General features: G+C 32.3%; 26 protein-coding genes and 1 pseudogene. 18 read left to right on the top strand and 9 right to left on the bottom strand.

The window, feature by feature from the left end; all coding sequences use genetic code 11:
• Positions 1 to 145: 145 nt before the first annotated feature.
• Positions 146 to 793 (bottom strand): trimeric intracellular cation channel family protein, encoded by a 648-nt coding sequence (locus ACFVRR_RS19050; protein ID WP_286133654.1) that lies wholly within the window; start codon positions 791 to 793, stop codon positions 146 to 148.
• Positions 794 to 929: 136 nt separating this feature from the next.
• Here ACFVRR_RS19050 and hflX point away from each other — a divergent pair, with 136 nt between their 5' ends.
• The 7 genes from hflX to tnpB all read left to right on the top strand — a co-directional run bounded on the left by hflX (position 930) and on the right by tnpB (position 8,366).
• Positions 930 to 2,186 carry a GTPase HflX gene (gene hflX, locus ACFVRR_RS19045; protein ID WP_387331746.1) on the top strand — a complete coding sequence of 419 codons (1,257 nt, stop codon included), beginning with the start codon at positions 930 to 932 and terminating at the stop codon, positions 2,184 to 2,186.
• A gap of 3 nt (positions 2,187 to 2,189) precedes the next feature.
• Positions 2,190 to 3,461 (top strand): methionine gamma-lyase family protein, encoded by a 1,272-nt coding sequence (locus ACFVRR_RS19040; RefSeq protein ID WP_387331727.1) that lies wholly within the window; start codon positions 2,190 to 2,192, stop codon positions 3,459 to 3,461.
• A 242-nt stretch (positions 3,462 to 3,703) separates the two neighbouring features.
• Positions 3,704 to 4,042, top strand: coding sequence for a zinc ribbon domain-containing protein YjdM (locus ACFVRR_RS19035; RefSeq protein WP_387331725.1), 339 nt, complete (start codon positions 3,704 to 3,706; stop codon positions 4,040 to 4,042).
• A gap of 209 nt (positions 4,043 to 4,251) precedes the next feature.
• Complete coding sequence (locus tag ACFVRR_RS19030; RefSeq protein ID WP_387331724.1) at positions 4,252 to 5,547, top strand: MFS transporter; 1,296 nt, start codon at positions 4,252 to 4,254, stop codon at positions 5,545 to 5,547.
• A 134-nt stretch (positions 5,548 to 5,681) separates the two neighbouring features.
• Entirely contained in the window at positions 5,682 to 6,152 is a 471-nt protein-coding gene (locus ACFVRR_RS19025) for a DUF4825 domain-containing protein (protein ID WP_387331722.1), read from the top strand.
• Positions 6,153 to 6,246: 94 nt separating this feature from the next.
• Positions 6,247 to 6,906, top strand: coding sequence for a serine/threonine-protein kinase (locus ACFVRR_RS19020; RefSeq protein ID WP_387331720.1), 660 nt, complete (start codon positions 6,247 to 6,249; stop codon positions 6,904 to 6,906).
• Positions 6,907 to 7,214: 308 nt separating this feature from the next.
• The gene (gene tnpB, locus ACFVRR_RS19015) at positions 7,215 to 8,366 is read left to right on the top strand and encodes an IS200/IS605 family element RNA-guided endonuclease TnpB (RefSeq protein WP_387331718.1); all 1,152 of its coding nucleotides are present in this window, start codon (positions 7,215 to 7,217) and stop codon (positions 8,364 to 8,366) included.
• Positions 8,367 to 8,532: 166 nt separating this feature from the next.
• Here the strand turns inward: tnpB and ACFVRR_RS19010 are convergent, their stop codons facing one another.
• From ACFVRR_RS19010 to ACFVRR_RS19000, 3 genes are read right to left on the bottom strand one after another with little or no spacing between them, the layout of a single operon-like run.
• Entirely contained in the window at positions 8,533 to 9,066 is a 534-nt protein-coding gene (locus tag ACFVRR_RS19010; RefSeq protein ID WP_387331716.1) for a permease, read from the bottom strand.
• Positions 9,063 to 9,545, bottom strand: coding sequence for a hypothetical protein (locus ACFVRR_RS19005; RefSeq protein WP_387331714.1), 483 nt, complete (start codon positions 9,543 to 9,545; stop codon positions 9,063 to 9,065). The genes ACFVRR_RS19010 and ACFVRR_RS19005 overlap by 4 nt, the downstream gene beginning before the upstream one ends.
• Positions 9,542 to 9,883, bottom strand: a complete 342-nt coding sequence (locus tag ACFVRR_RS19000) for a PadR family transcriptional regulator (RefSeq protein ID WP_387331713.1) — start codon at positions 9,881 to 9,883, stop codon at positions 9,542 to 9,544. Before ACFVRR_RS19000 ends, ACFVRR_RS19005 begins: the two co-directional genes overlap by 4 nt.
• Positions 9,884 to 10,232: 349 nt before the next feature.
• Between ACFVRR_RS19000 and ACFVRR_RS18995 the strand changes: the two genes are divergently transcribed.
• The 3 genes from ACFVRR_RS18995 (at position 10,233) to ACFVRR_RS18985 (ending at position 11,800) form a co-directional block, all read left to right on the top strand.
• Positions 10,233 to 10,715 (top strand): DUF2975 domain-containing protein, encoded by a 483-nt coding sequence (locus ACFVRR_RS18995; RefSeq protein ID WP_387331711.1) that lies wholly within the window; start codon positions 10,233 to 10,235, stop codon positions 10,713 to 10,715.
• A gap of 10 nt (positions 10,716 to 10,725) precedes the next feature.
• Complete coding sequence (locus ACFVRR_RS18990; protein ID WP_387331709.1) at positions 10,726 to 10,944, top strand: helix-turn-helix domain-containing protein; 219 nt, start codon at positions 10,726 to 10,728, stop codon at positions 10,942 to 10,944.
• A 76-nt stretch (positions 10,945 to 11,020) separates the two neighbouring features.
• On the top strand, positions 11,021 to 11,800 hold the full coding sequence (locus ACFVRR_RS18985) for a DUF817 domain-containing protein (protein ID WP_387331744.1): 780 nt from the start codon (positions 11,021 to 11,023) through the stop codon (positions 11,798 to 11,800).
• Positions 11,801 to 11,916: 116 nt separating this feature from the next.
• Here the strand turns inward: ACFVRR_RS18985 and ACFVRR_RS18980 are convergent, their stop codons facing one another.
• A complete protein-coding gene (locus ACFVRR_RS18980; protein WP_069034392.1) occupies positions 11,917 to 12,099 on the bottom strand; it encodes a hypothetical protein in 183 nt (60 codons plus the stop codon).
• A gap of 426 nt (positions 12,100 to 12,525) precedes the next feature.
• On the opposite strand from ACFVRR_RS18980, the gene ACFVRR_RS18975 reads away from it, so the two are divergent.
• From ACFVRR_RS18975 to ACFVRR_RS18960, 4 genes are all read left to right on the top strand, one after another.
• The gene (locus ACFVRR_RS18975) at positions 12,526 to 13,233 is read left to right on the top strand and encodes a hypothetical protein (RefSeq protein WP_387331706.1); all 708 of its coding nucleotides are present in this window, start codon (positions 12,526 to 12,528) and stop codon (positions 13,231 to 13,233) included.
• Between the two features lie 427 nt (positions 13,234 to 13,660).
• Positions 13,661 to 14,023, top strand: coding sequence for a hypothetical protein (locus ACFVRR_RS18970; RefSeq protein WP_387331704.1), 363 nt, complete (start codon positions 13,661 to 13,663; stop codon positions 14,021 to 14,023).
• Positions 14,024 to 14,245: 222 nt separating this feature from the next.
• Positions 14,246 to 14,839: a hypothetical protein gene (locus tag ACFVRR_RS18965; protein ID WP_387331702.1), complete on the top strand. Its 594-nt coding sequence runs from the start codon at positions 14,246 to 14,248 to the stop codon at positions 14,837 to 14,839.
• A gap of 94 nt (positions 14,840 to 14,933) precedes the next feature.
• A complete protein-coding gene (locus ACFVRR_RS18960) occupies positions 14,934 to 15,641 on the top strand; it encodes a DNA alkylation repair protein (protein WP_387331700.1) in 708 nt (235 codons plus the stop codon).
• 48 nt (positions 15,642 to 15,689) lie between these two features.
• Here the strand turns inward: ACFVRR_RS18960 and ACFVRR_RS18955 are convergent, their stop codons facing one another.
• From ACFVRR_RS18955 to ACFVRR_RS18945, 3 genes and pseudogenes are all read right to left on the bottom strand, one after another.
• Positions 15,690 to 17,087, bottom strand: a complete 1,398-nt coding sequence (locus ACFVRR_RS18955; RefSeq protein WP_387331695.1) for an amino acid permease — start codon at positions 17,085 to 17,087, stop codon at positions 15,690 to 15,692.
• A 126-nt stretch (positions 17,088 to 17,213) separates the two neighbouring features.
• Positions 17,214 to 17,506, bottom strand: a pseudogene (locus ACFVRR_RS18950) (glycosyltransferase); the annotation flags it as partial.
• Positions 17,507 to 17,608: 102 nt separating this feature from the next.
• The gene (locus ACFVRR_RS18945; RefSeq protein WP_387331693.1) at positions 17,609 to 18,367 is read right to left on the bottom strand and encodes a L,D-transpeptidase family protein; all 759 of its coding nucleotides are present in this window, start codon (positions 18,365 to 18,367) and stop codon (positions 17,609 to 17,611) included.
• 232 nt (positions 18,368 to 18,599) lie between these two features.
• Between ACFVRR_RS18945 and ACFVRR_RS18940 the strand changes: the two genes are divergently transcribed.
• The 3 genes from ACFVRR_RS18940 to ACFVRR_RS18930 all read left to right on the top strand — a co-directional run bounded on the left by ACFVRR_RS18940 (position 18,600) and on the right by ACFVRR_RS18930 (position 20,354).
• On the top strand, positions 18,600 to 18,782 hold the full coding sequence (locus ACFVRR_RS18940) for a hypothetical protein (RefSeq protein ID WP_387331691.1): 183 nt from the start codon (positions 18,600 to 18,602) through the stop codon (positions 18,780 to 18,782).
• 170 nt (positions 18,783 to 18,952) lie between these two features.
• A complete protein-coding gene (gene htpX, locus ACFVRR_RS18935; RefSeq protein WP_387331689.1) occupies positions 18,953 to 19,825 on the top strand; it encodes a protease HtpX in 873 nt (290 codons plus the stop codon).
• A gap of 118 nt (positions 19,826 to 19,943) precedes the next feature.
• Entirely contained in the window at positions 19,944 to 20,354 is a 411-nt protein-coding gene (locus ACFVRR_RS18930; protein WP_387331687.1) for a hypothetical protein, read from the top strand.
• 84 nt (positions 20,355 to 20,438) lie between these two features.
• Here the strand turns inward: ACFVRR_RS18930 and ACFVRR_RS18925 are convergent, their stop codons facing one another.
• A complete protein-coding gene (locus ACFVRR_RS18925) occupies positions 20,439 to 21,875 on the bottom strand; it encodes a glycoside hydrolase family 1 protein (protein WP_387331685.1) in 1,437 nt (478 codons plus the stop codon).
• 243 nt (positions 21,876 to 22,118) lie between these two features.
• Between ACFVRR_RS18925 and ACFVRR_RS18920 the strand changes: the two genes are divergently transcribed.
• Positions 22,119 to 22,844: a MurR/RpiR family transcriptional regulator gene (locus tag ACFVRR_RS18920; protein WP_387331683.1), complete on the top strand. Its 726-nt coding sequence runs from the start codon at positions 22,119 to 22,121 to the stop codon at positions 22,842 to 22,844.
• Positions 22,845 to 22,891 lie beyond the last annotated feature (47 nt).

The raw sequence follows: 22,891 nt of genomic DNA, 5'->3' as shown, positions 1-22,891 counted from the left end.
TACCAAAAAACAGACTAAATGGACAACTAAAACAAAAAATGCCACGAAAAATTCGTGGCATTTACTTGACGAAGTCTTTTTTCAACAGCGTGAAAACAAACCTTCATTTTAAAAGGTTTGTTTTTATTGGACTTATTTATTTAATTTAATTTAATTTTTGAGTGTTTGATTCGTCTAAACTAACTGTAGAGCCTTTAAATGATCTTTTTGGTAGACTCCAATTATAATGTACCGATAATAGTCTAAGTAGAACAATAACAATGAATAGGAATAAAAGTTCAAATTTTGTATCAACAAATTTATTTCCAATTAAAACGCCTACAAGTATTGCCCAAAAAGCATAAACTTCTGAATGTAATACCATTGGTTTTCTTTTTGCAAGTAGATCTCGTACGATTCCGCCACCGATTCCAGTTAAGACAGATGCTACAATAACAGCGCTAACAGGTAATTTTAATTCCATGGCATAATTTGCACCGAGAATTGCAAAAGCGGATAAACCGATTGAATCGAATAAAATATCTAATTTTTTAAATGGTTTATTTGATAATTGCGGAAAGAAAAAGATAATTGTCATCGCAACTAAAGCAATTGTAAAATTTGTTGTTTGATTCCATAAATAGTTAATTGGATAACCTATTAATAGATTACGTAATGCACCGCCACCAAAGGCTGTAGCAAAGCCCAGAATATAGACACCAAATAAATCGTAGTCTTCTTCCATCGCAACTACTGCACCACTTAATGCAAAGGAAATAGTACCAATAATGCTAAATAAATCCCATGTTTCCAAAAAGCAATTCCCCTGCCCTCCAATAAAAAGATGAAAAATAGTCCAGATATCATTATAATAAAGAGACAGTTAAGAGTAAAGAATATTTATTGCTTAGAATTGGTTAAAGAAAAGGTGGAATTTTGTGTCGAATGAAATGAGAGAAAAAGCCATTTTAGTTGGATGTCAGCTTCAAAATGTAGATGATGATCGTTTTAATTATTCATTGGATGAATTAGCATCACTTACGAAAACGGCAAATGGAGAAGTGGTTTTAATAACTTCACAAAAAAGAACTAAATATCATCCAGCATTATACATAGGGACAGGTAAAGTAGAAGAGTTAGAGGCCGCAATTGCAGAGTTAGAACCTGATGTTGTTATTTTTAATAATGAACTGACTCCATCTCAAATTCGTAATTTATCTGCAAGATTAGAAAAAAGAGTAATTGACCGTACACAATTAATATTAGACATATTTGCACAGCGAGCGAAAACAAAAGAAGGTAAATTACAGGTTGAATTGGCTCAATTACAATATTTGATGCCAAGATTAGTTGGTCAAGGCACAGAGTTATCAAGACTTGGTGGAGGTATTGGTACAAGAGGGCCTGGAGAAACAAAACTAGAATCTGATCGTCGTCATATTCGAAAACGTATTGATGATATTAAACAGCAATTAAACATAGTCGTTGAACATCGTAAACGTTATCGTGAGCGACGTAAGAAAAATGAAATGTTTCATATTTCGTTAGTAGGTTATACAAATGCAGGAAAATCAACGTTATTTAACCGACTAACTAAATCTGATGTGTATGAACAAGATTTACTGTTTGCGACATTAGATCCTACAACAAGAAAATTTGTTTTATCAAATGGTATGACAACTTTACTAACAGATACGGTTGGTTTTATTCAAGATTTACCAACTTCACTTATTGCTGCATTCCGTTCAACACTCGAAGAAGCAACGGAAGCAGATTTCATTCTTCATGTTGTCGATGCATCTCATGAAAATTATAAAAACCATGAAGTAACAGTTTCTAAATTATTGAATGATTTAGATGTTGAAAATATTCCAATTTTAACTGTCTATAATAAAATAGATCAAGTTCATGAGGACTTTGTACCGTCACCATCTGAAGGTTTTATTGAAATGAGTGCTTTAAATGAAGATGATTTAAGTAAATTACGTCAAAGAATTGAATTTGAATGTAAGCAGTATATGGAATATTTTGAGGCATTTGTACCAGCATACGAGGGCAAATTGATTCATGAAATCAAAAAATTAACGATGATTGAATCAATCAACTTTAATGAAGAAGCAGAAATCTATCAAATTACTGGTTACGTTTTCAAGGAACATTCAATTTATGATACAGTTAGAAGATATAGAATACATAAGGAGCAATAATCAATGCTAGAATTTTTATCAAACGGGGAAAAAATTGCACCATTAGTGGCAGATGTTGAAATATTAATTTCAGAAGCCCATAAAGAAATTGACGAAGTGATTGAGTATAACCAATTCAAAGTTTTACAAAGCTTTCGAAAGCATAAAGTGAGTGATAGTCATTTTATCCCAACAACTGGTTATGGTTATGATGATATCGGAAGAGATACATTAGAGGAAATTTTTGCAGATGTTTTAGGTGGAGAAGCTGGTTTAGTAAGACCGCAAATCATTTCTGGAACCCATGCAATTTCAACTGCTTTATTTGGCGTACTAAGACCAGGAGATGAGCTTTTATATATTACAGGGAAGCCGTACGATACATTAGAAGAAATCGTAGGGATACGTGGGGAAAGTGGAAATGGCTCATTAAAAGACTTTGGGATTGGATATGAATCAATCGAATTAGTAAATGACGAACGAATCAATTATGAAAAAGTAGCAAATAAAATGACAAGTAATACAAAAGTAATCGGTATTCAGCGTTCAAAAGGATACGGAACAAGACCTTCATATACAATTGAACAAATTAAAGAGATGATTGATTTTGTAAAAGAGATTGATCCAAATGTCATTGTTTTTGTAGATAATTGCTATGGTGAGTTTGTTGAAAAACTTGAGCCATGCCATGTAGGAGCAGATTTAATGGCAGGTTCATTAATTAAAAATCCTGGTGGTGGACTTGCCAAAACAGGTGGTTATATTGTAGGACGTAAAGATTTAGTTGAAAAATGTGGCTATCGTTTAACATCTCCAGGTATTGGACGTGAAGCTGGTGCTTCTCTTTATGCGTTACAAGATATGTATCATGGATTTTTTATGGCGCCACATATTACTGGTCAAGCATTAAAAGGTGCATTATTTACTGCAGCGTTCTTAGAAAAGCTTGGAATGAACACAAACCCTTCATGGGATGCAGTAAGAACCGATTTAATACAATCTGTTCAATTTGATGATAAAGAAAAAATGATCGCATTTTGTCAGGCAATTCAAGCGGCTTCACCAATCAATGCTCATTTTACGCCAACAGCAAACTACATGCCTGGATACGAAGACGATGTAATTATGGCAGCGGGGACATTTATCCAAGGTGCAAGTATTGAATTAACGGCAGATGGTCCAATAAGAGCTCCATATGTTGCGTATGTTCAAGGTGGTTTAACTTATGCTCATGTGAAAATCGCAATTTGCTCAGCAGTTAATTCTTTAATTGAAAAAAATCTATTAGAAATTTAAAACAAAATAGCTCATGACCTCTAGTCATGAGCTATTTTATATATGAAAATAATTGGGGACTTACTTTCATAATGAAGAAGGTTCGATCTATACTTATATCTTACAGGTTAATTCTTAAATTAACCTTAACACTATCGTTAAAATTCGATAATAATTATCTAATATTGTATTAAGGTTAGGAGTATGCGACTATATAGAAGTGGGTAAACAGCATAGATTTAGTAATGAGCGGAGGAAAAACAATGGAAAATCTACCTAATTGTCCTAAGTGTAATTCAGCATATACATATGAAGATGGAAATCTTTTAATTTGTCCGGAATGTGGTTATGAATGGACAACGGAAACAGAACATACAAATTACGAAACAAAAGTAGTAAAAGATGCTAACGGAAATATTTTAAATGATGGGGATTCAGTTACAGTAATAAAAGATTTAAAAGTAAAGGGCACATCACTTGTCGTTAAAATTGGTACAAAAGTGAAAAGTATTCGATTAGTTGAAGGTGATCACGATATCGATTGTAAAATTGAAGGTTTTGGTGCCATGAAGTTGAAATCTGAGTTTGTTAAAAAAGCGTAATTTTGTTAATTTTAAATTCTATAAAAGAACAAATGCATCAAGTCAAAAGGCTCGATGCATTTGTTTTATTTTACGAAAGAAAATAAAAATAATAGTTTGATATAAATTAATATTTGTTAAAATAAAAGAGATATAAATTAAACGCTTACATTCAAAGATATGATTGCAATTATTTTTTGCAAATCGCACAACTAAAAGAAGGTGTAAAAATGAATAATCGAGCGCATAATTTTGCAATGGATTATGTGAATTCAGAGGAAAAACAAAAAATGCTATATAATCGGACACTATTGATGGTTAGCATTTCGCAAATTTTTGGTGGAGCTGGATTAGCAGCAGGAGTTACTGTCGGTGCACTATTAGCTCAACAAATGCTAGGGACAGATGCTTTTACTGGTCTTCCGGCATCCCTTTTTACACTTGGTTCAGCAGGAGCGGCATTAATTGTTGGTAGGCTTTCTCAAAGATCCGGTCGACGAATCGGGCTTGCTGCAGGGTTTTTTACAGGTGGACTTGGAGCAATTGGAGTAGTAATTGCGGCAATGACAAACAGTATTATCCTTTTATTTGCATCACTCTTGATTTACGGTGCAGGAACAGCAACCAATTTGCAAGCTAGATATGCGGGAACTGATTTAGCAAATAATAAACAACGTGCAAAAGCGATTAGTATCGCAATGGTTTCCACAACATTTGGTGCTGTTGCAGGTCCTAATCTAGTAGGCCCTATGGGGAAATTTGCAGTCTCCATTGGCGTCCCAGCACTTGCAGGTCCATTCATTTTATCCGCAACTGCTTTTATTTTAGCCGGCCTTTTTCTTTTCATAATGCTTAATCCAGACCCGTTGATTTTAGCAAAAATAATCGAGTCAAATAATACACATAAAGTGGATGTGGCTCATTCTACACAAATTGAAAGTATAAAAGCAAAGAGGGGTATTGCTGTAGGAGCAACGACAATGGTACTAACGCAAATAGTAATGGTTGCTATTATGACAATGACACCTGTTCACATGAAACATCACGGGCATGGACTAAACGAAGTAGGTGTAGTGATTGCGTTCCATATTGGCTCAATGTATCTTCCTTCACTCATTACAGGTATTCTTGTAGATAAAATAGGGAGAACAGCTATGTCGATTGCATCTGGAGCCACTTTATTACTAGCAGGAGTAATAGCCGCATCAGCACCAAGTGATTCGATGATTCTCCTAGTAGTTGCTCTTTCTTTACTAGGATTAGGATGGAATTTTGGACTAATCAGTGGAACTGCTCAAATCGTTGATTCAACTGATTCTACTACACGCGCCAAGACCCAAGGAACTGTGGATGTATTTGTCGCACTAGCAGGGGCGTCAGGTGGCGCATTGTCTGGAATGATTGTTGCGAATTCAAGTTATGCAACATTATCATTAGCTGGAGGAATCTTATCCCTAATCCTTATCCCAGTCGTGATTTGGTCGCGCGGAGGAAATAAAGAACATGAACAAGGTCTTCATATGTAAAATGAAATTTAATTTATAAAATTTATAGGAGCTGATTAATCAGCTCCTATTTCACAATTTGCACGCTTGTTAAGAAGTTTAATTGTTTTCTCAAATTGAATTCGTACACAATTAAATAGAGCAAAGGGGGAAATATGAGAAAAATTTTAGGTTATTTCATACTAATAATATTATTGATCAGTCTAACCAGCTGTTCCTTAAGCAAAAACACAAATAAGGATATTTTTCATTATAAAAATTCTTATGTCGGTAATAACAGTGCCGTAGGAAATATTATAAAACGATTACCGAATCATAATGAATTCACCAAAATGTCACTCCAAACAAAAAAGAAGCCTTATGGTATAACAATTGATTATAAGAATTTACCAGCTAATACTAAAAATATTGTAATAAATAATGCTACTTACTTATTTGCATTGATCAAAAATGTAGATTGGATTGTTTTTGAGTTTGCTGATCAAACATATACTGTGACAAGACAACAACTGGATGAATGGTATGGAAAAGATTTAAGTTCTTATACGAATGAAAAGGAACTAGAGGAACTAATCCACACTAAATTAAAAGATAAAAACAAGGTAGATCAGTTATTAAAGAAATAAAATCTATCCATTATGAAAGTGATTGATAAATTATAATAGTCTAATAGATTTAGGAAATAGAAAAAGTAGTAAACGGATATAAAGGGGTAAATGAATGTCTATTTTAACAAATCAATCTGAATTTAAAGTTCTAATTGAAAATGAATTAATTCCGTATGTAAACCTCAAGAGTGAACGTCCAAATGACCCAATAGTAGTTAAGAATATTCCAGAAGGTTGGAAATGCATTGGATCAGGTAATTATGCTGCTGTTTTTATACATCATTCTGAACCAAAAGTGGTTGTTAAAGTTTATGGAAAAGATCTAGATGGTTTAGAAAAAGAAGTTCAAGTCTATAAAAAATTAGGAGAGCATCCAGCTTATTCGAAATTGATCCAATACGGTGAAACATATCTAGTATTAAAAAGATTAGAAGGAATTACGTTATACAACGCACTTGCAAATGGTAATCGAATTCCTGAGAGTGTAATTAAAGATGTAAATATTGCACTTAAGTATGCGATAAGTCGTGGCTTAAATCCATACGACGTTCACGGGAAAAATGTGATGATGAAAGATGGTAGGGGATACGTTGTAGATATATCTGACTTTTACAAAAAAGGAAAGGATGAAAAGTGGGAAGATTTAGTCAAAGCTTACTACAAACTATATAAAAAAACTTTGTATAAAGTACCTATAAAAATCCCGTTAAAATTCCTAGATTTTACTAGGCACTCATATAGATTTTACAAAAAATTGAAGAGAAAGTTTTAAGATAGACTACGTTGGGAGATGTTACGACAAGTTTAATAGGTAATATAATTGTACATTTCATATGACTGCAATGGATACAAAAAATAGAGATAGCTGTAAACATAAGAAGACTAGCATACGGGCTAGTCTTCTTATGTTTACAGTTCTTCATATTTTTTTATTATTTTCCGACAGAAGACTCCCTCTTCAATCGTGTGAAGGGCAAAGCTAACGTTAAGGGGGAGATGAATGTCGGTTGGCGATAGTCAAAACTTTCCTCTCCATGATACAATAGGAACAATTGTTCTTGTAAAGTGAGGTGAAAAACAGTGTTAGTCAACAAGGCTTACAAATTCCGTATTTATCCGAATAAGGAACAAGTGGTTCTTATCAATAAAACAATCGGATGTGGTCGTTTTGTATTCAATCGCTTTTTAGCGCAATGGAATGACACATACGAAGAAACAGGCAAAGGATTAACCTACAATACGTGTTCTGCTGAATTACCCCAACTTAAAAAAGAATTAGTATGGCTAAAAGAAGTGGATAGCATTGCCCTTCAATCTTCATTAAAAAACCTTGCTGATTTGTATGCACGATTCTTCAAGAAGCAAAACAAAGCACCACGCTTTAAGTCTAAAAAGAATAGAGTACAATCCTACACGACAAAAGAAACAAACGGAAATATTGCCATTGTAGGCAATAAAATCAAGTTACCAAAACTTGGTCTTGTTCGTTTCGCCAAAAGTCGTGAAATAGAAGGACGTATTTTGAATGCAACCGTTAGACGTAATCCTAGTGGTAAATATTATGTATCCGTTCTTGCAGAAGTAGAAGTACAACCCTTAGAAAAAACAGGCTCTTCTGTTGGTCTTGATCTTGGAACAAAAACCTTTGCTATTCTTTCAGACGGAACAAAATACAAAAATCCAAAATGGCTTCAAACATTAGAAAAAAAGTTACTTGATGCACAGCGCGTTCTGTCCAGGCGACAGCAGTTAGCCTTGAAACGAAAATGTAAATTGGATGAAGCGAAAAACTTTCAAAAACAAAAACGTAAAGTAGCTCGCATCCACGAAAAAATCACCAACGTACGAACAGACTACTTGCAAAAAATCTCTACTGAAATTGTCAAAAAACACGATATCATTGGTATTGAAGATTTGCAAGTATCGAATATGCTAAAGAATAAAACACTAGCTAAGGACATTAGTGAAGTATCTTGGGCAAAATTTCGAACCATGCTGGAGTACAAAGCGAAATGGTATGACAAGCAAGTAATTGCTGTATCGAAAACCTTCGCTAGTTCTCAACTTTGTTCGTGTTGCGGATACAAAAACAAAGACGTTAAGACTAAAAACCTTCGTGAGTGGGATTGCCCTTCCTGTGGCACACAACACGACAGGGATATTAACGCAGGACAAAATCTTAAAGATGAAGCGATAAGACTTCTAACCATAGGGACTATGGGGATAGCCTAATCAATTAGAAGCCTATAGGCTACTGTACTTAGGAATCTCCCACTTCAAACAACCCGTAAGGGTGTTAAGTGGTGAGTAGTTCAAGAAAAGGATTAATTCGCTCCTCATTTTGTACTCTTTTTTCACTAAGATTTATTTAAATAAAGCTGTTTTCATTTATTCATAGTTATATAGAAATATCTGGGTGATCTTCATAATTTAACAATTGCTTATGACTATAAAACTTCTCAAAAATGATGCCCATTAAATAGTAAAAGACTAAGCCAAAACATAAATGAATAAGTGTAAATTTAATACCAAATGAAGTAATTTCATAGATAACGACAGGTATTTTAGCCGTTGTCCAAACTCCTAAAAAGAAAACAACATAGCGAATACTTGCTCCTTTTTTCAATAAGAGTACCGCAATCGGAAAAGCTAGGTATAGAGGACCAGCTGCAATACCTCCTAGTAATAGTGCAAACAAAACACCGTAAATACCAGATTTATCTCCCATATATTTTATAAGAGTTTCTTTCTCAACCCATTTATCAAGTAAGCCAACAAAAATTAAAACAGGTGGGAGGAGAAATAACATATTTAAAATACTATTTCCAGTTAAATGAAATGCTTTCATTCCAAGTGAGTGGTTTATGAATGTTAGAACGAAGAACGCTACTAATAAAATAAAAAAGAAACGATATTTTTTTAATTGACTCATACCATGACCAACCAAATAATATATGCAAATAAAAGAGACATTAAAAGTCCACTTGCATTACGTGCATATGCAAAACTTCTTCCAAATAATTTTTGTTCCATCGGTAATGTAATAATTCCTACTGACATTAAAGTTGACATGAAAACTGCTACTTGTGGTAATCCAGCACCATTTTGGACTAATGTTTCTCCAAGAGGAAAAACAATGAAACTAGGAATAAGTCCAACAGATCCAATTAATGTAGATAGTATAATTCCTTTCACTCCAGAGTGTTCCCCAATAATTGATGAAACCATTGTAGGCGTTAATAAAGATAAGGATAGTCCTACAAATAACATAATAGTTAAAACTTCAGGCAAAATATTACAAAACATTTTCCAAGATTTTAATAGAGCTTCTTTCGTTTTTTTTCGATCTTTTATAAAAGAAATAGTCGTCAGGATTATTGCTAAACTGTATAGGATCGATGCATTAATCATAACTTTTCTCCTTCTTTCCATTCATTGTATTTGTTTATGAAAAAGGTTAAATTTTTAAGCTTTTCTTCAATGTCTATTTGAAATTCTTCTAATTTTTCTTTTCCAACTTCAGTAATTTTGTACATCTTGATTGGTTTATCTTGTTCTGATGTACCTAAATAAGACTTAACAGCACCTTCAGTCTCTAATTGCTTTAGAGTTCGATATAATATGGAACTGTCAATTGGATTGATTGGTAGTTCTTCCTGACACTTTTGCAAAAGTTTCCCTCCATAACGATCTCCCTCTGTTAAAAACAATAAAAGAAATGCCCCAGTATGTCGGCCTGTATGTTTCATAAATAGTAAACCTCCTAAATTCGTATAATTTCCTCACAACGTATTATTTAAAACTGTTAATAACAGTATACTGTTATTAACAGTAATATGTTACTAACAGTATAAATAATCTTTTAAGTTAATTCAACTCTAACTTTAATAAAACTTTATCTTTCCGAGGGGGTGAGGGATTGGATGATTTAGGAGTCATAAGAGAATTTTTATAGGTGACGATTGTTTTTTTACTATTTAAAAAATATAAAGATATTTTTATAACAATAATAATATAATAAAAAACAATAATAATTTATTGTAAAACGATAAAATGTATGGTAAATTCAAATTGAAAATAATTTAGTGAGGTGCTTTTATGAAACGAGGGTCAACTCTCTTTTTAAAAATAGTAGTGATTCTTATTGGGCTCCCAGTTCTTGCATTGTGTATATTTGTAGTTCCAAAGATTGCAGAATTTGCTTCTGAGCTATATCCAAATATTGCTTTAATGAAATATTTCATTTTTATCGATCTATATGCTGCAGCGATTCCTTTCTATTTTGCTCTTTATCAAGCTTTTAAACTTTTAAGCTACATTGATAAAAACAAAGCTTTCTCGGAATTATCGGTTAACGCATTAAAGAAAATAAAATTTAGTGCAATCGCAATCAGTGTTTTGTATGTACTAGGGTTGCCACTTTTTTATTTAATTGCTGATATGGATGACGCTCCAGGAATTATCGTTATTGGCATGGTCTTGATTTTTGCTTCAATGGTAATTGCAGTCTTTGCAGCCGTTCTCGAAAGGCTTTTGAAAGAAGCGATTGATATAAAATCAGAAAATGATTTAACGGTCTGAGGTGAAGAACATGGCAATTATTATCAATATTGACGTGATGTTGGCAAAAAGGAAAATGAGTGTAACCGAGCTTTCGGAAAAGGTTGGGATTACGATGGCGAATCTTTCTATATTGAAAAACGGTAAGGCAAAAGCGATTCGTTTTGCAACTTTAGAAGCAATTTGTAAGGCTTTAGAGTGTCAACCAGGAGATATTTTAGAGTATCAAAATGATGGAGACAACAAATAGATCGTTGAGATTGATATCAATTTATGAAGGAGAGCTAATTGTGAATTTAATACTTCAAAAGGCTGAGTCACATTTGATAAGAGCGGTTAAACAACTTGTTCGATTTGGTTGGGAGCAAGCTTTATCATGTATTTTTCCTGTTGTGATTTTTGCCTCTTTAGCTTTTACTAAAATTGTGCCACTTCCATTTCTGCCAAGATATGATTGGTTACTATTAATCTGTATTTTGATGCAGTGGTTAATGGTGCGTACTAAGCTTGAAACATTGGATGAATTAAAGGTCATCACACTGTTTCACCTAATCGGACTTGCACTTGAACTTTTTAAGGTACATATGGGCTCTTGGGCTTATCCTGGGGAAGGATACTCCAAACTATTTGGAGTGCCACTATATAGTGGCTTTATGTACGCAAGTGTTGCCAGTTATTTATGTCAAGCATGGAGAAGGTTGAATGTTGAACTAATTAATTGGCCACCATTTTTTGTAGTTGCTTCACTTACAGCAGCCATTTATTTGAATTTCTTTACTCACCATTTTTGGATGGATGTTCGTTGGTGGTTATCAGGGCTTGTCATAATTGTTTTTTGGAAATCTTGGGTTACTTATAAAGTTAATGGGACTAGGTACCGTATGCCAATCGCACTATCTTTCGTGTTAATCGGATTTTTTATATGGATAGCCGAAAATATTGCAACGTTTTTTGGTGCTTGGCAATATCCTAATCAATCGGTTGCATGGAGTTTAGTACATCTAGGTAAAGTAAGTTCATGGCTCTTATTAGTAATTGTAAGCTTTCTAATCGTAGCAACGTTAAAGAGGGTTAAAGGCAAGAACACTAAAAAAGCAAAAATGTAGAAGTATTTATGTTTGGCATCAAAAAAAATAACCTGTATCTAAGATTAACTAGTAATCTGATACAGGTTTATTTAATAATTTGTATCGTTAGTATATTTCTAAACCTAATATACTTCCTACTTACCGATAAGATTCATAAACCCTTTGTATATTAGGAAAAGGGAGAAAATTAAAATAGCTAAAATACCAATTAAATCTGTTAATGGCTCTACACTTGATAAGAATGTGCCTGCTAAAGGCATTTTGATTAAAGCAAAACCAGCAATAATACTAGCTAACATTAAAAAAATTCTTTCCATTCATTCATCCCTCCATTCAATATATTTTATGTGCAAGTAAAATGTAAGTGCTTTCAAATGCAAGCTTTTATGAAAAATGTGCGTTTGTCACGGAAAATTAGGGGCTGTTTTCATATGATTGCACTTAGGGAAATTAAGAGGAGTGTGGCATTTAGGATATTATTTAATCTTTTAATAGATTTAGTTTTCTAGTTCCTTTTACATAGATGTGTAGTCGAGCTATTTCTTTCCTTTCTTTTAACCACTTTTTAATCTAATCGCCGTTTCACTTTATATTCTCTTTCATCTATTAATAGAAATTAATAATAATAGGAGTGAAGAATAATTGAGTTCAAGGCATAAACATGATGTATAGCAGAATCTATGAAGTGCATTTCATTAAAGAAATTGAATACTATTTAAAATAGACATTTTTAGGAGGTTTTAATGAAAAGAATTAGTCTGTTCAAGCTATCGTTTATCATATTACCTTTACTACTTGTCGCTTGTCGTTTCACCCCTTCAGAAAGCCAATCAATTATAGATTGGGTAGACTTTGTTAGATGGAATGGGGTTGAGTACTATGGCATACAATCAGGAATTTTAGCTAATGAAGATTTTATTGATGAAAAAGTAGGGGAAGTAAAATTCAGGGTAGCAGATCATGTTACAAATCCCAGTTATAAAATAAAAGATGGAGATGCAGCATTCCATGAGAAAGGAACGGGAATTTTTTCAATCAAGGATAATCCTGAATTAATTGCCTTAAAAGATAAAACTGCAATAAATGGATATAGAATCTATTATGCAAAAGGAACAACTGATTATAAGTGGTATTTTAAAGATGTACCAATCGAAAAAGTAGATTTGATTGAAATATACCAATCTTATTCAACTAGCGCGAAAAAGATATATGAGATTAAAGACAAAGAAAAAATAGTTAACTTTCTAGATATCTTAAAGAATAGTAAGGAAGATTCAAATTTTCAACCAAATAATGCTAATAAAAACCCTACTCAATATGAAATTATATTGTATACAGACGAACCAATCGCCTATAAGTATAATATCGAATTTGACGGTATTAACTACTATTGGCATCCGTGGGATACATCCATTTTGTCAAATGAGATTGGAAAATTTATTCCAAAATAATTTTTTTATATACATGTGAAAGTGATATTCAGGCAAATAATAGTAATGAATTTTTAGTACCTCAAGCATCATTTTTTTTACTTCATTAAAAAAATTGGAACTAGTACTCCAATTGCTGATCTCTATAATGTAGCCTATTTAGATCAGAATGGAAAAAGTATCGAATATTTTATTCAAAAATGAAACTCACAAACTTTTTATTGAGTTTTTACTTTACTACTTACTTTAGTATTTGTTGAGATATTGGAGTAGACACGAAGCTACCATTAACTCTCCGAATGTTATTTACTAAATGAAACAACAACTAGTAAAGAATGTGAAATAAAATATGAATCTAAAACATTTATTTTATACTAAACTCTACATAAAAATGGTAAAATATGGTTATATATTTGTCGCAATCGGATTTTTTACGGAGGGGCTATAATTGAGAAAGCCATATATATTTTTGATATGCGTAGCAATCCTAGCTTTATGCTTAGGTGGATTTTATTTTGAAAAAATGAAGTATACCAAAACAAAAAATGAAATATTAATTGGTTATAACTACACAAATTTCGGGAAAAATGTAATCAAATTTGATCCAGTAAAAGTAGAAAAACAAGAAAAATTAAATCAATTAGAAGAAATATTTTTATTTAGTAAAAAAATAGAAAAACCAATTGTTGATTTAGCTAAATATGATGTCCAGTTATCATTCAGAAGTCCAATAGATGAAACAGTTGAATATAGTTCATTACTTTGGTTCACAAAAAGTGGTGCAATCATAAAAATTAATGGATTTAACTGATATCGAAGTGTTGGTATTGAGAATGCCAAATCAATAAAAAATATAATAAATTACATAGAGTTGTAATGATTAAATAATGTTTAGTAAATAAGTTGTCATGGCAACTTATTTTTTTATGTTATAAGGAAGAGTTGGTTGAATATTTAATAGTAGCAGAAATGATATAATATTGTAGTGGTTTAAAAAGCAAACTTATTAATTAAACTTTAAGTTGGTGATTGAATGTTTCGTTTCTTTAAATCTAAAAAGAAGGTAAGCTTCAGTGAACAATTATGTGAACTGCAAAAGATTGGTATAGAATTAAATTCAAATTTAAATGAAGAATTAATACTTGCTGAGTATAGTGAAGAGGAATTTGAGAATGAACCTTATCTACTATTATTAATTGCATTAGGTAGTGAATTGGAGCTAAACGAAAATTATAATAACTGCTCAAATGAAATATGGTATTTGGATACGGAATGTATTGAGGACACAGGAGATTATGTTCGAATTGCAGAAAGAATTAAAGACTTATCAAAAAATTACCTAGATCTTAAAAATATTAAAGATTATGTAGATATTGAAAATCAAGAGGCATCAATTTCTTTTACTTTAGATGAAGAAGATTATTGTTGGAAGTTAGAAGTAAATGATGACTGGATTGATGAGAAAATTATTGTTAAGTTTAATGATTTATTAGAAATAAAAAATTCGAATAAGAGAGTTTATATTCTAGATTTAAGAGGACAAGATTGTTTAGTTGGTATTTATTCCAAGGAACAAGTAAAGAAGTTAAATAACTTACTCAAAGAATATAAATTTGTATCATTATAAAACAACAAAAACTTGATATTTAACTATTGTGCTAAAGTATTATGGATAAAAGGAAAAAATGTTGAGGGAATGTAAAGAAAGGAAGTGTAAAACGATGGAATTGGAAACGGTTATGCAGGAGTTAGAAGCACTTGGTAAGGAACGGACCAAAAAGACATACATAAGTAATGGTGCACATGAGCCACTATTTGGGGTGGCAACAGGGGCAATGAAGCCGATCGCTAAGAAAATTAAAATGGATCAGCAATTAGCGAATCAATTATATGCTACAGGTAATTACGATGCGATGTATTTTGCGGGGATCATTGCAGAGCCTTTGAAAATGACTGAAGAAGACTTTGAAAGCTGGATTGATGGAGCTTATTTTTATATGCTTTCAGACTATGTAGTTGCTGTTACTTTAGCTGAAGGAGATATTGCGCAAGAGGTAGCCGATAAATGGATTGCAAGCGGAGATGAACTGAAAATGTCAGCTGGTTGGAGCTGCTACTGTTGGCTTTTAGGGAATCGATCGGATACTGAATTTGACGCACTCAAGATTTCAAATCTGCTTGACAAGGTGAAAGATACAATCCATGAATCTCCTGAACGAACAAAATCTGCAATGAATAATTTTGTTTACACAGTAGCCATTTCATATTTACCTCAACATGAAAAAGCGGTGGAAACTGCAAAAGCTATTGGACCAGTCGAAATGAAAAAGGACAAGAAAAAAAGCACCATTTTACATTGCTCTGAAAAAATTCAAAAAGATTTAGATAAAGGATTATTAGGATTTAAACGTAAACATGTAAGGTGTTAAAATCGTCAAAAGAAAAAGCTGAATCATTTTTTCGATTCAGCTTTTTCTTTAATCTTGATATGACTTTTTTCTATTTTTGAAAATAAAAAAGTAGCTTAAGAAGATAATGAGAATTAAACCTAAACTAATAAAGACTCCCATTCTTTGAGTTGCGTGAACTAATCCACCTGAGACCCCCACTAGTATTAATAGAATGCCTAAATAAGAAGTGAAAGGATAACCGAACATTTTAAAATGATCATTATGATTTCTTTCTTTTCTTAGTTTAATTTGTGATGATAAGATTGTTGTCCAATTCAAAATCATCATAACGCCTGCTGCAGTTGTTATATATTCATATATTTTTCCCGGTAGAATAAAAGATAATATTAAAGAAATAGCTACTGCAAACCCCGTTAGAAATAATGCTTTTAAAGCAGTTCCTCGCTTGTCCCTGTTAGCTATTCTTCTAGGTGCCTCACCATCCTCCGCTAAAGAAACCATAATGTTAGTAACTGAGAAAAGAGATCCCACCATCGTTGATAAAGCAGCACTAATAATAATTAAGTTGAAAAAGGAATCGATATAAGGAAAATGAAAAACGGATAAAGCTGAAACGAAAGGACTTTTTGATGCGTTAATTTTTGACCAAGGTACCATCATTAACACAAAGAAAATAGATGAAATATACACAGCAACTAGTGCAATAAGCATTCCGATTCCCGCTTTTGGAAATTCTTCTCTATTTTTCAATTCAGATGAAGCGATTCCAATTATTTCTATGCCTCCAAAAGAAAAGAATACAAATATTAAAGCCGACCACATTCCTTTCATTCCGGTTGCTAAAAATGGGTGAATGCTGTTTAATCCTTTTACTGAATTAGTTTCTGGGGTAATAATTTGGGCAATTAATAATATCCCAAATAAAATAAAGATAACTAAAGTAGATAATTTTATAATGGCGAAAATCGATTCTATTTTCCCGAAATTTTTGACTCCTAAAAGATTAATAGCAAATGCAATAATGACAAAGAAAACTGTAAAAATCAAAAGAGGAGCATTCGGGAACCAAAATTTAGCAAAGGTTCCAAGTGCTACAGCTTCACTAGAGATTATAAATACACCAGATAACCAATACATCCAACCAGATACAAATCCCATCGAGTTGCCAAATGCTTTTTTCGTATACGTTCTAAAAGAGCCTGGCTCAGGATCTGCTACTGTCATTTCCGCAAGTGCACTAAATACAAAAAAGGCGGTGATTCCACCAATTATGTAATTTAACAATATTGCTGGACCTGCTATTTGGATCGATAAACCAGTACCTAAAAAGAAACCTGCCCCTATGATCGAACCAATTCCAATCAAAGAAAGCTGCCACCAAGAAAGTTTAGATGTTTTTCCTTTTTCAAGATTAGCTCTTTTTTTGTCAAGTACTGCCTGTTTTATCGAATGATTATTACCCATTTAAAAGATCTCCTTGCTATTTAAATCAATACTAGTTATACATTCCCCATTTGTATAAATTTAAAACGGTTATTTTAGAAATTTTTATAAATACTTAGAATGACAGTGTCAGTCTATTTTTGGTTAGAAATCTTCTCCCTTAATTTTTTCAAGAACACTAGGTATTCGATTTCTGCTGTATGTAATAGACCATTGAATCTTTCTAGCAAATGGGTACGACCACCTGAGAGAAAGGTTTTAATAAATTTTTGTTCATCAATTGACCGCATTGTAGCCCCAGTCTTTTCAATTCGATCTCGAAAAGACTCTATCGAAAAGTAGACAACCTCTTCACCTCGTGAAATAAGCTCTTCTACAACTGCAATCGTAGGATTGATATGCCCTTTTGAGCCTCCATTAATAAATAAAACACGTGCCATTCCAAGTAGTAGCATGATTTTGTAATTTTTAAGGTGGGAATTATGATAATTTATAACTTGAATATAAAAAAATAGAGGAAGATCCTCTATTAATAGTCGAACCTATAAACCGCCAAGCGCTTTAATCGTAGCAGGTCCTACAATTCCGTCTACTTTTAAATGCCGGTCTTTTTGAAATTTGCGCACGGCTTGGTCTGTATTGTTTCCAAATATACCATCTATACCTTTTGTACTATATCCGAGTGATGTAAGTTTTTGTTGAAGCTTTTTAACTGTAGCTCCACGATTTCCCTTTTTTAATACAGTTCCAGTTGGGATAACGGCATTTGAACCACCACTACTACTTGTTACTTTATATCCATTTGCATTTGCTATTGAGTTAAATGATTTACTTGAAGTTGTAATGACTACAGGTGTGCTCAATTTTACTCTATTAAAGAGCCACTCTACTTCATTATCATACATTCTAACACAGCCATGACTGACGTATTTTCCAATCGAACTTGGGTTATTGTTACCGTGGATGGCATATGTAGTTCCCCATGTACCACGAGCATTTAATCCAAGCCAACGGTTTCCGAGTGGATTTCTAGGATCCCCGCCAGGAATGTGACCTTTATAGTAAGGTCTATTCACAATCTTATTTACAATTTTAAATTTACCTTCTGGCGTCAGAGTTGGACTTTTACCAGTGGCTACTTTAAAAACTTTGTAGAGTTTACCATTTTCATAGTAAGCTAATTGATTTGTTGATTTATTAATTATAATGAATTGAGATGTAGCTGCCTGGCTAGGTTTGATACCAATTCCCACAAACATAAGACAGGTTAAAATTAAAACAGCAAGCCATTTTCTAATCAATACCGTCCCTCCCGAATCATTTTTTTCAAAGTCTTAATCAATTAATCCTATGATTGTAGAAGTTGTCCATTTGTCATTTTTTTCAAATATGTTTAAAATAGCTAAAGAAGATGACATTTGTAATGAATTTTCATAGTTCTTTTGGTTTGTATTATTAGGTGGGAAAATCGTAATGTAATACTAATGGCTCGAAAAGGGGAAATGGTATATATAAAGAAGTGGAGGTGAAAAGATGAAAATTAATAATTATATGCTCCAACTATCAATACTAATCATCATTATTTTTGGTGGGACTTTTATCATTCATTTAATGAAAACGGGTGAATTTTTAATAGATCAAATTATTGGATTTTCAGTAGGGATCTTAATCCTATTCTTTACTTTAATTTGGAGAAAATCTAGCAAACTTTCATAAGTCTTAAAATTTGAGAAATCTACTATAACAAATTTCGGTTTATATAGTAGAATGAATATAAGTTTAAAAAATTATTATGTTCTTGAATTGTATAAGAAATTAGACTCAATATTTAAGAATAAAAGTTAACTATAATAGTCTTTCAAGTAATTAGTTAGGGAGGAACGATTTTGTTTAAACGTATTTCTTTCTTTATTTTTGTTAATATTTTAGTGTTAATTACAATTACAACGATTACAACATTATTAGGCGTACCACGTTATATTGGTAATGGGGGATACTGGGCACTGCTTGCATTTAGTGTAATTGTAGGTTTTAGTGGAGCGATTATTTCATTATTATTCTCTCGTATAATGGCCAAATGGGTAATGGGTGTTAAATTAATTGATCCTCGTTCTTCACAAATTGATCGTTTAAATTTTGTATTAGAAGAGACTTATCGTTTAGCAAAACTTGCTGGTTTAAAGAAGATGCCACAGGTGGGCGTATATGATTCAGTTGAGGTTAATGCTTTTGCTACAGGACCTAGTAAAAGACGATCTTTAGTAGCTGTTTCTAGTGGAATGATTGAGACAATGGATCGTCCTGCGATTAGTGGTGTTTTAGCACACGAAATTGCTCATATAAAAAATGGAGATATGGTTACTACAACTTTATTACAAGGTATAATTAACACTTTTGTCATTTTCTTCTCCCGTTTAGTTGCAAAAATTGTTTCAAATTTTGTAAGAGAAGAGTTATCTTATGTAGTTTATTTTCTTTGTTCAGTAGTATTTGAGATTGTATTTAGTATTTTAAGTAGTCCAATTATTTTCTGGCATTCAAGAAAAAGAGAGTTTAAGGCAGACAGTTATGCGGCAGAACTTGGTGGAAAAGATAACATGATTCATGCTTTAGAATCATTAAGTCGTAATATTAGATTAGTTGATGATCGTCAAAAATCGATTGCAGCTTTTAAAATTAGCGGAAAAGAGAAATTCGCAAGATTATTCTCAACGCACCCACCATTAGAAAAACGAATCGAGCGTTTAAAATCATTATAAAAGATAAAGGCTTTTTACATTTAACAATGTAAAAGGCCTTTTTTTACATGAAATTGAAAGAAGGATTTCATTTAGTTTTAGGGAATATAGATACTAAAAAGATGAGGTGTACTTTAATTTGGAGAGAGATAAAATTGAAAAATTGAAGACAGCAGGAATAATTTTAGGTACCTTTGTTATAACCCTCGGAATTATCATATCTATTTCTATTATTAATTTTAAACACGCTAAAGCACATCCCATTATTATCAAAATTCCTAAATCACAAAGAATCATTACACTAGTTAATAAACAAGAATTAATGAACGTAGATTCAAATTTAAAAACTAATGTTTGTGAAGTTCTCGAACTTCCAAAAACAGATAATAAAAATCAGTATCAAATTGTTTGTGATGATTCTGAGAAATACGGATTTACTGCCAAAGAAATAATAGACAAAAATTCTCACCCTGCCTTGAAAGTCGGTGATACGGTTTACTTAACAATTTATAAAGATGGAAAATTAGTGGTGAGAATAGAAAATGAATAATGGTTAGAAGTCCCAAAAAATGTATGTGATTTATAATATGAATAAAGGAACTTCAAATTAGCTGAAGTTCCTTTTTCTTCTTAATTATCGTTTTTCTCCATTTGAGACAATTACGTCTTTGTACCAGAAAAATGATTTTTTCTTCTTTCGTTCTAATGTTCCACTACCGTCGTCATGTTTATCGACATAAATGAAGCCATAACGTTTTGAGAACTCACCTGATGATGCACTTACAAGATCAATACAACCCCAGCTAGTATAACCCATCAATTTTACGCCATCTTGAATTGCTTCTCCCATAGCATTAATATGCTCACGTAAATAATCAATTCGATAATAATCATTAATTGATCCGTCATCTTCTACTTTGTCATATGCACCTAGACCATTTTCTACAACAAATAATGGCACTTGGTATCGGTCATACAATTGATTTAAACTAATGCGTAAACCTACTGGATCAATTTCCCAGCCCCAGTCACTAGCTTTTAGGAAAGGATTTTTAACTCCGCCAATCAGATTTCCTTGAGAGCTTTCTAAGTCAGATTTTTCCTTTTTCTCTGTTCTAGACATATAATAACTAAACCCAATATAGTCAACAGTGCCTTCTTTAATTAATTCTAAATCCCCATCTTGCATTTCAATATTAATATTGTTTTCTTTAAAGAAGCGTTTAATAAATGACGGATATTCGCCACGAACCTGAATGTCTGCACAGAAGTAATTAAAAAAGCGCTCTTCTTCAAGGGCATACATTACGTTGTTAGGATTCGAATCAAATGAATAAACCGGAGCATATAAAATCATACATCCAATTTGAGAATCTGGAATGATTTCATGACATGCTTTGACAGCAATACTACTTGCAACAAATTGATGATGAAAAGCCTGAAATGTTGGTTGGTATTTATCTTTTTCTTCTTTGATCGAAAAACCAAGACCCATAATTGGCATAATTAATCCACTATTAATTTCATTAAAAGTCATCCAATATTTTACTTTGTTTTTATAACGATTGAAGATTGCGTTCACATATCTTTCAAAGAAGGTTACTACTTCTCGATTTCTCCAACCGCCATATTGTTTTACAAGATTTACTGGCATTTCATAGTGTGAAATTGTAACAACTGGTTCAATGCCGTATTTGTGTAGTTCGTCAAAAACACGGTCATAGAAAGCCAATCCTTCTTCATTTGCTACTAATTCATTTCCATTTGGAAAGATTCTTGTCCAAGCAATAGACATTCGGAAAACTTTAAAACCCATTTCTGCAAATAAAGCAATATCTTCTTTATATCGGTGATAGAAGTCGATTCCTTCGTGGTTAGGATAATTATACTTTGAACGATCAATCTCAAAATTAAATCCAGGAGACTGTAATATGTTCAGTCTTTCCTTTCCTCCTGGAAGAACATCGGCTATATTTAAACCTTTATTTCCTTCATAAAATCCGCCTTCCATTTGATTAGCAGCAGTAGCGCCACCCCATAAAAAATCTTTAGGAAACTTAAACTGATTCATTTTATTACCTCCTAATTTCTTTTTAGTTGTTTACTTAAATCCATATTTTTAATTAATGAGAATATAAACGAATCATAACGTTAACGGAGATGTTAGTAAATAAGTGAATGGAATCTAGTTCCTATTCACAAAAGTTAAAAAATGTTTCATAAATGTAACGCTGTGTTTTTTATTTTGTATGTTAAGATAATAAAATGGATTAAATATATTTAGTAGCTAGCTATAAAAGGAGAACTAATTAAAATGTTTTCAATTGATCAAATCGCGTCTTTTAATGAGTTAGAGTTATCTTTATATAATTACATTTCACAAAATATGGAAAAAGTCGCTTATATGCGTATACGTGAAATTGCTGATGAAACCCATGTTTCAACTTCAACAATATTACGCTTTTGTCGGAAACTAAATTGCGACGGCTTTTCTGAATTTAAAGTAAAGTTAAAAATGTATTTGGAAGCGGAGAAACGAACCTTTGTAAAAAGCGCACAACATACACTAGTGGAATTTTTTGAGAGATCTTTAAAAGGGGATTTAGAAGATAAAGTGAAAGAGGCTGCTATTGAAATAAACAAAGCTGAAAATATAATTTTTATTGGAATAGGTAGCTCAGGTATTCTTGCTGAATATGGCTCGAGGTACTTTTCAAGTTTAGGAAAATTTTCACTTTATATAAAGGACCCACATTTTCCGATCCATTCAAAATTAACAAAAAATAGTATAGCAATCGCTTTGTCAGTCTCTGGAGAAACTATTTTCACAGTAAATCATCTGAATTTACTTAAACAAGAAGGTTGTAAGATTATTAGTATAACGAACAACAAATTAGCAACAATAGCAAAAATTTCTGATCTAAATATACCCTATTATGTAACAGAAGAGTATTTTGAAGAGGCAAATATTACTACTCAAGTTCCAGTGGTTTATATTATTGAATCAATAGCGCGCGAAATTTATCGAATCAATCAATAAGTCAAATGGTTTTTTTACTCATTTTAAGAAGGGATTTCTTCTCATGT

This window comes from Gottfriedia sp. NPDC057948 (genome assembly GCF_042887255.1).
In the GTDB taxonomy this organism is placed as follows: domain Bacteria; phylum Bacillota; class Bacilli; order Bacillales; family Bacillaceae_G; genus Gottfriedia.
The sequence above is the reverse complement of the archived record's forward strand: the minus strand, read 5'-3'. Positions and strand labels throughout refer to the sequence as shown.

Excerpts from the sequence above, each read along its gene's own strand:
- ACFVRR_RS19000 (WP_387331713.1), bottom strand. The coding sequence starts at position 9,883 with ATGAAACATACAGGCCGACATACTGGGGCATTTCTTTTATTGTTTTTA.
- ACFVRR_RS18990 (WP_387331709.1), top strand. The coding sequence starts at position 10,726 with ATGGCAATTATTATCAATATTGACGTGATGTTGGCAAAAAGGAAAATG.
- ACFVRR_RS19010 (WP_387331716.1), bottom strand. The coding sequence starts at position 9,066 with ATGAGTCAATTAAAAAAATATCGTTTCTTTTTTATTTTATTAGTAGCG.
- ACFVRR_RS19005 (WP_387331714.1), bottom strand. The coding sequence starts at position 9,545 with ATGATTAATGCATCGATCCTATACAGTTTAGCAATAATCCTGACGACT.
- ACFVRR_RS18965 (WP_387331702.1), top strand. The coding sequence starts at position 14,246 with ATGTTTCGTTTCTTTAAATCTAAAAAGAAGGTAAGCTTCAGTGAACAA.
- ACFVRR_RS18975 (WP_387331706.1), top strand. The coding sequence starts at position 12,526 with ATGAAAAGAATTAGTCTGTTCAAGCTATCGTTTATCATATTACCTTTA.
- ACFVRR_RS19025 (WP_387331722.1), top strand. The coding sequence starts at position 5,682 with ATGAGAAAAATTTTAGGTTATTTCATACTAATAATATTATTGATCAGT.
- ACFVRR_RS18995 (WP_387331711.1), top strand. The coding sequence starts at position 10,233 with ATGAAACGAGGGTCAACTCTCTTTTTAAAAATAGTAGTGATTCTTATT.
- ACFVRR_RS18980 (WP_069034392.1), bottom strand. The coding sequence starts at position 12,099 with ATGGAAAGAATTTTTTTAATGTTAGCTAGTATTATTGCTGGTTTTGCT.
- ACFVRR_RS19020 (WP_387331720.1), top strand. The coding sequence starts at position 6,247 with ATGTCTATTTTAACAAATCAATCTGAATTTAAAGTTCTAATTGAAAAT.
- ACFVRR_RS18955 (WP_387331695.1), bottom strand. The coding sequence starts at position 17,087 with ATGGGTAATAATCATTCGATAAAACAGGCAGTACTTGACAAAAAAAGA.
- hflX (WP_387331746.1), top strand. The coding sequence starts at position 930 with ATGAGAGAAAAAGCCATTTTAGTTGGATGTCAGCTTCAAAATGTAGAT.
- ACFVRR_RS19040 (WP_387331727.1), top strand. The coding sequence starts at position 2,190 with ATGCTAGAATTTTTATCAAACGGGGAAAAAATTGCACCATTAGTGGCA.
- ACFVRR_RS19035 (WP_387331725.1), top strand. The coding sequence starts at position 3,704 with ATGGAAAATCTACCTAATTGTCCTAAGTGTAATTCAGCATATACATAT.
- ACFVRR_RS18940 (WP_387331691.1), top strand. The coding sequence starts at position 18,600 with ATGAAAATTAATAATTATATGCTCCAACTATCAATACTAATCATCATT.
- ACFVRR_RS18920 (WP_387331683.1), top strand. The coding sequence starts at position 22,119 with ATGTTTTCAATTGATCAAATCGCGTCTTTTAATGAGTTAGAGTTATCT.
- ACFVRR_RS19030 (WP_387331724.1), top strand. The coding sequence starts at position 4,252 with ATGAATAATCGAGCGCATAATTTTGCAATGGATTATGTGAATTCAGAG.
- ACFVRR_RS18925 (WP_387331685.1), bottom strand. The coding sequence starts at position 21,875 with ATGAATCAGTTTAAGTTTCCTAAAGATTTTTTATGGGGTGGCGCTACT.
- ACFVRR_RS18960 (WP_387331700.1), top strand. The coding sequence starts at position 14,934 with ATGGAATTGGAAACGGTTATGCAGGAGTTAGAAGCACTTGGTAAGGAA.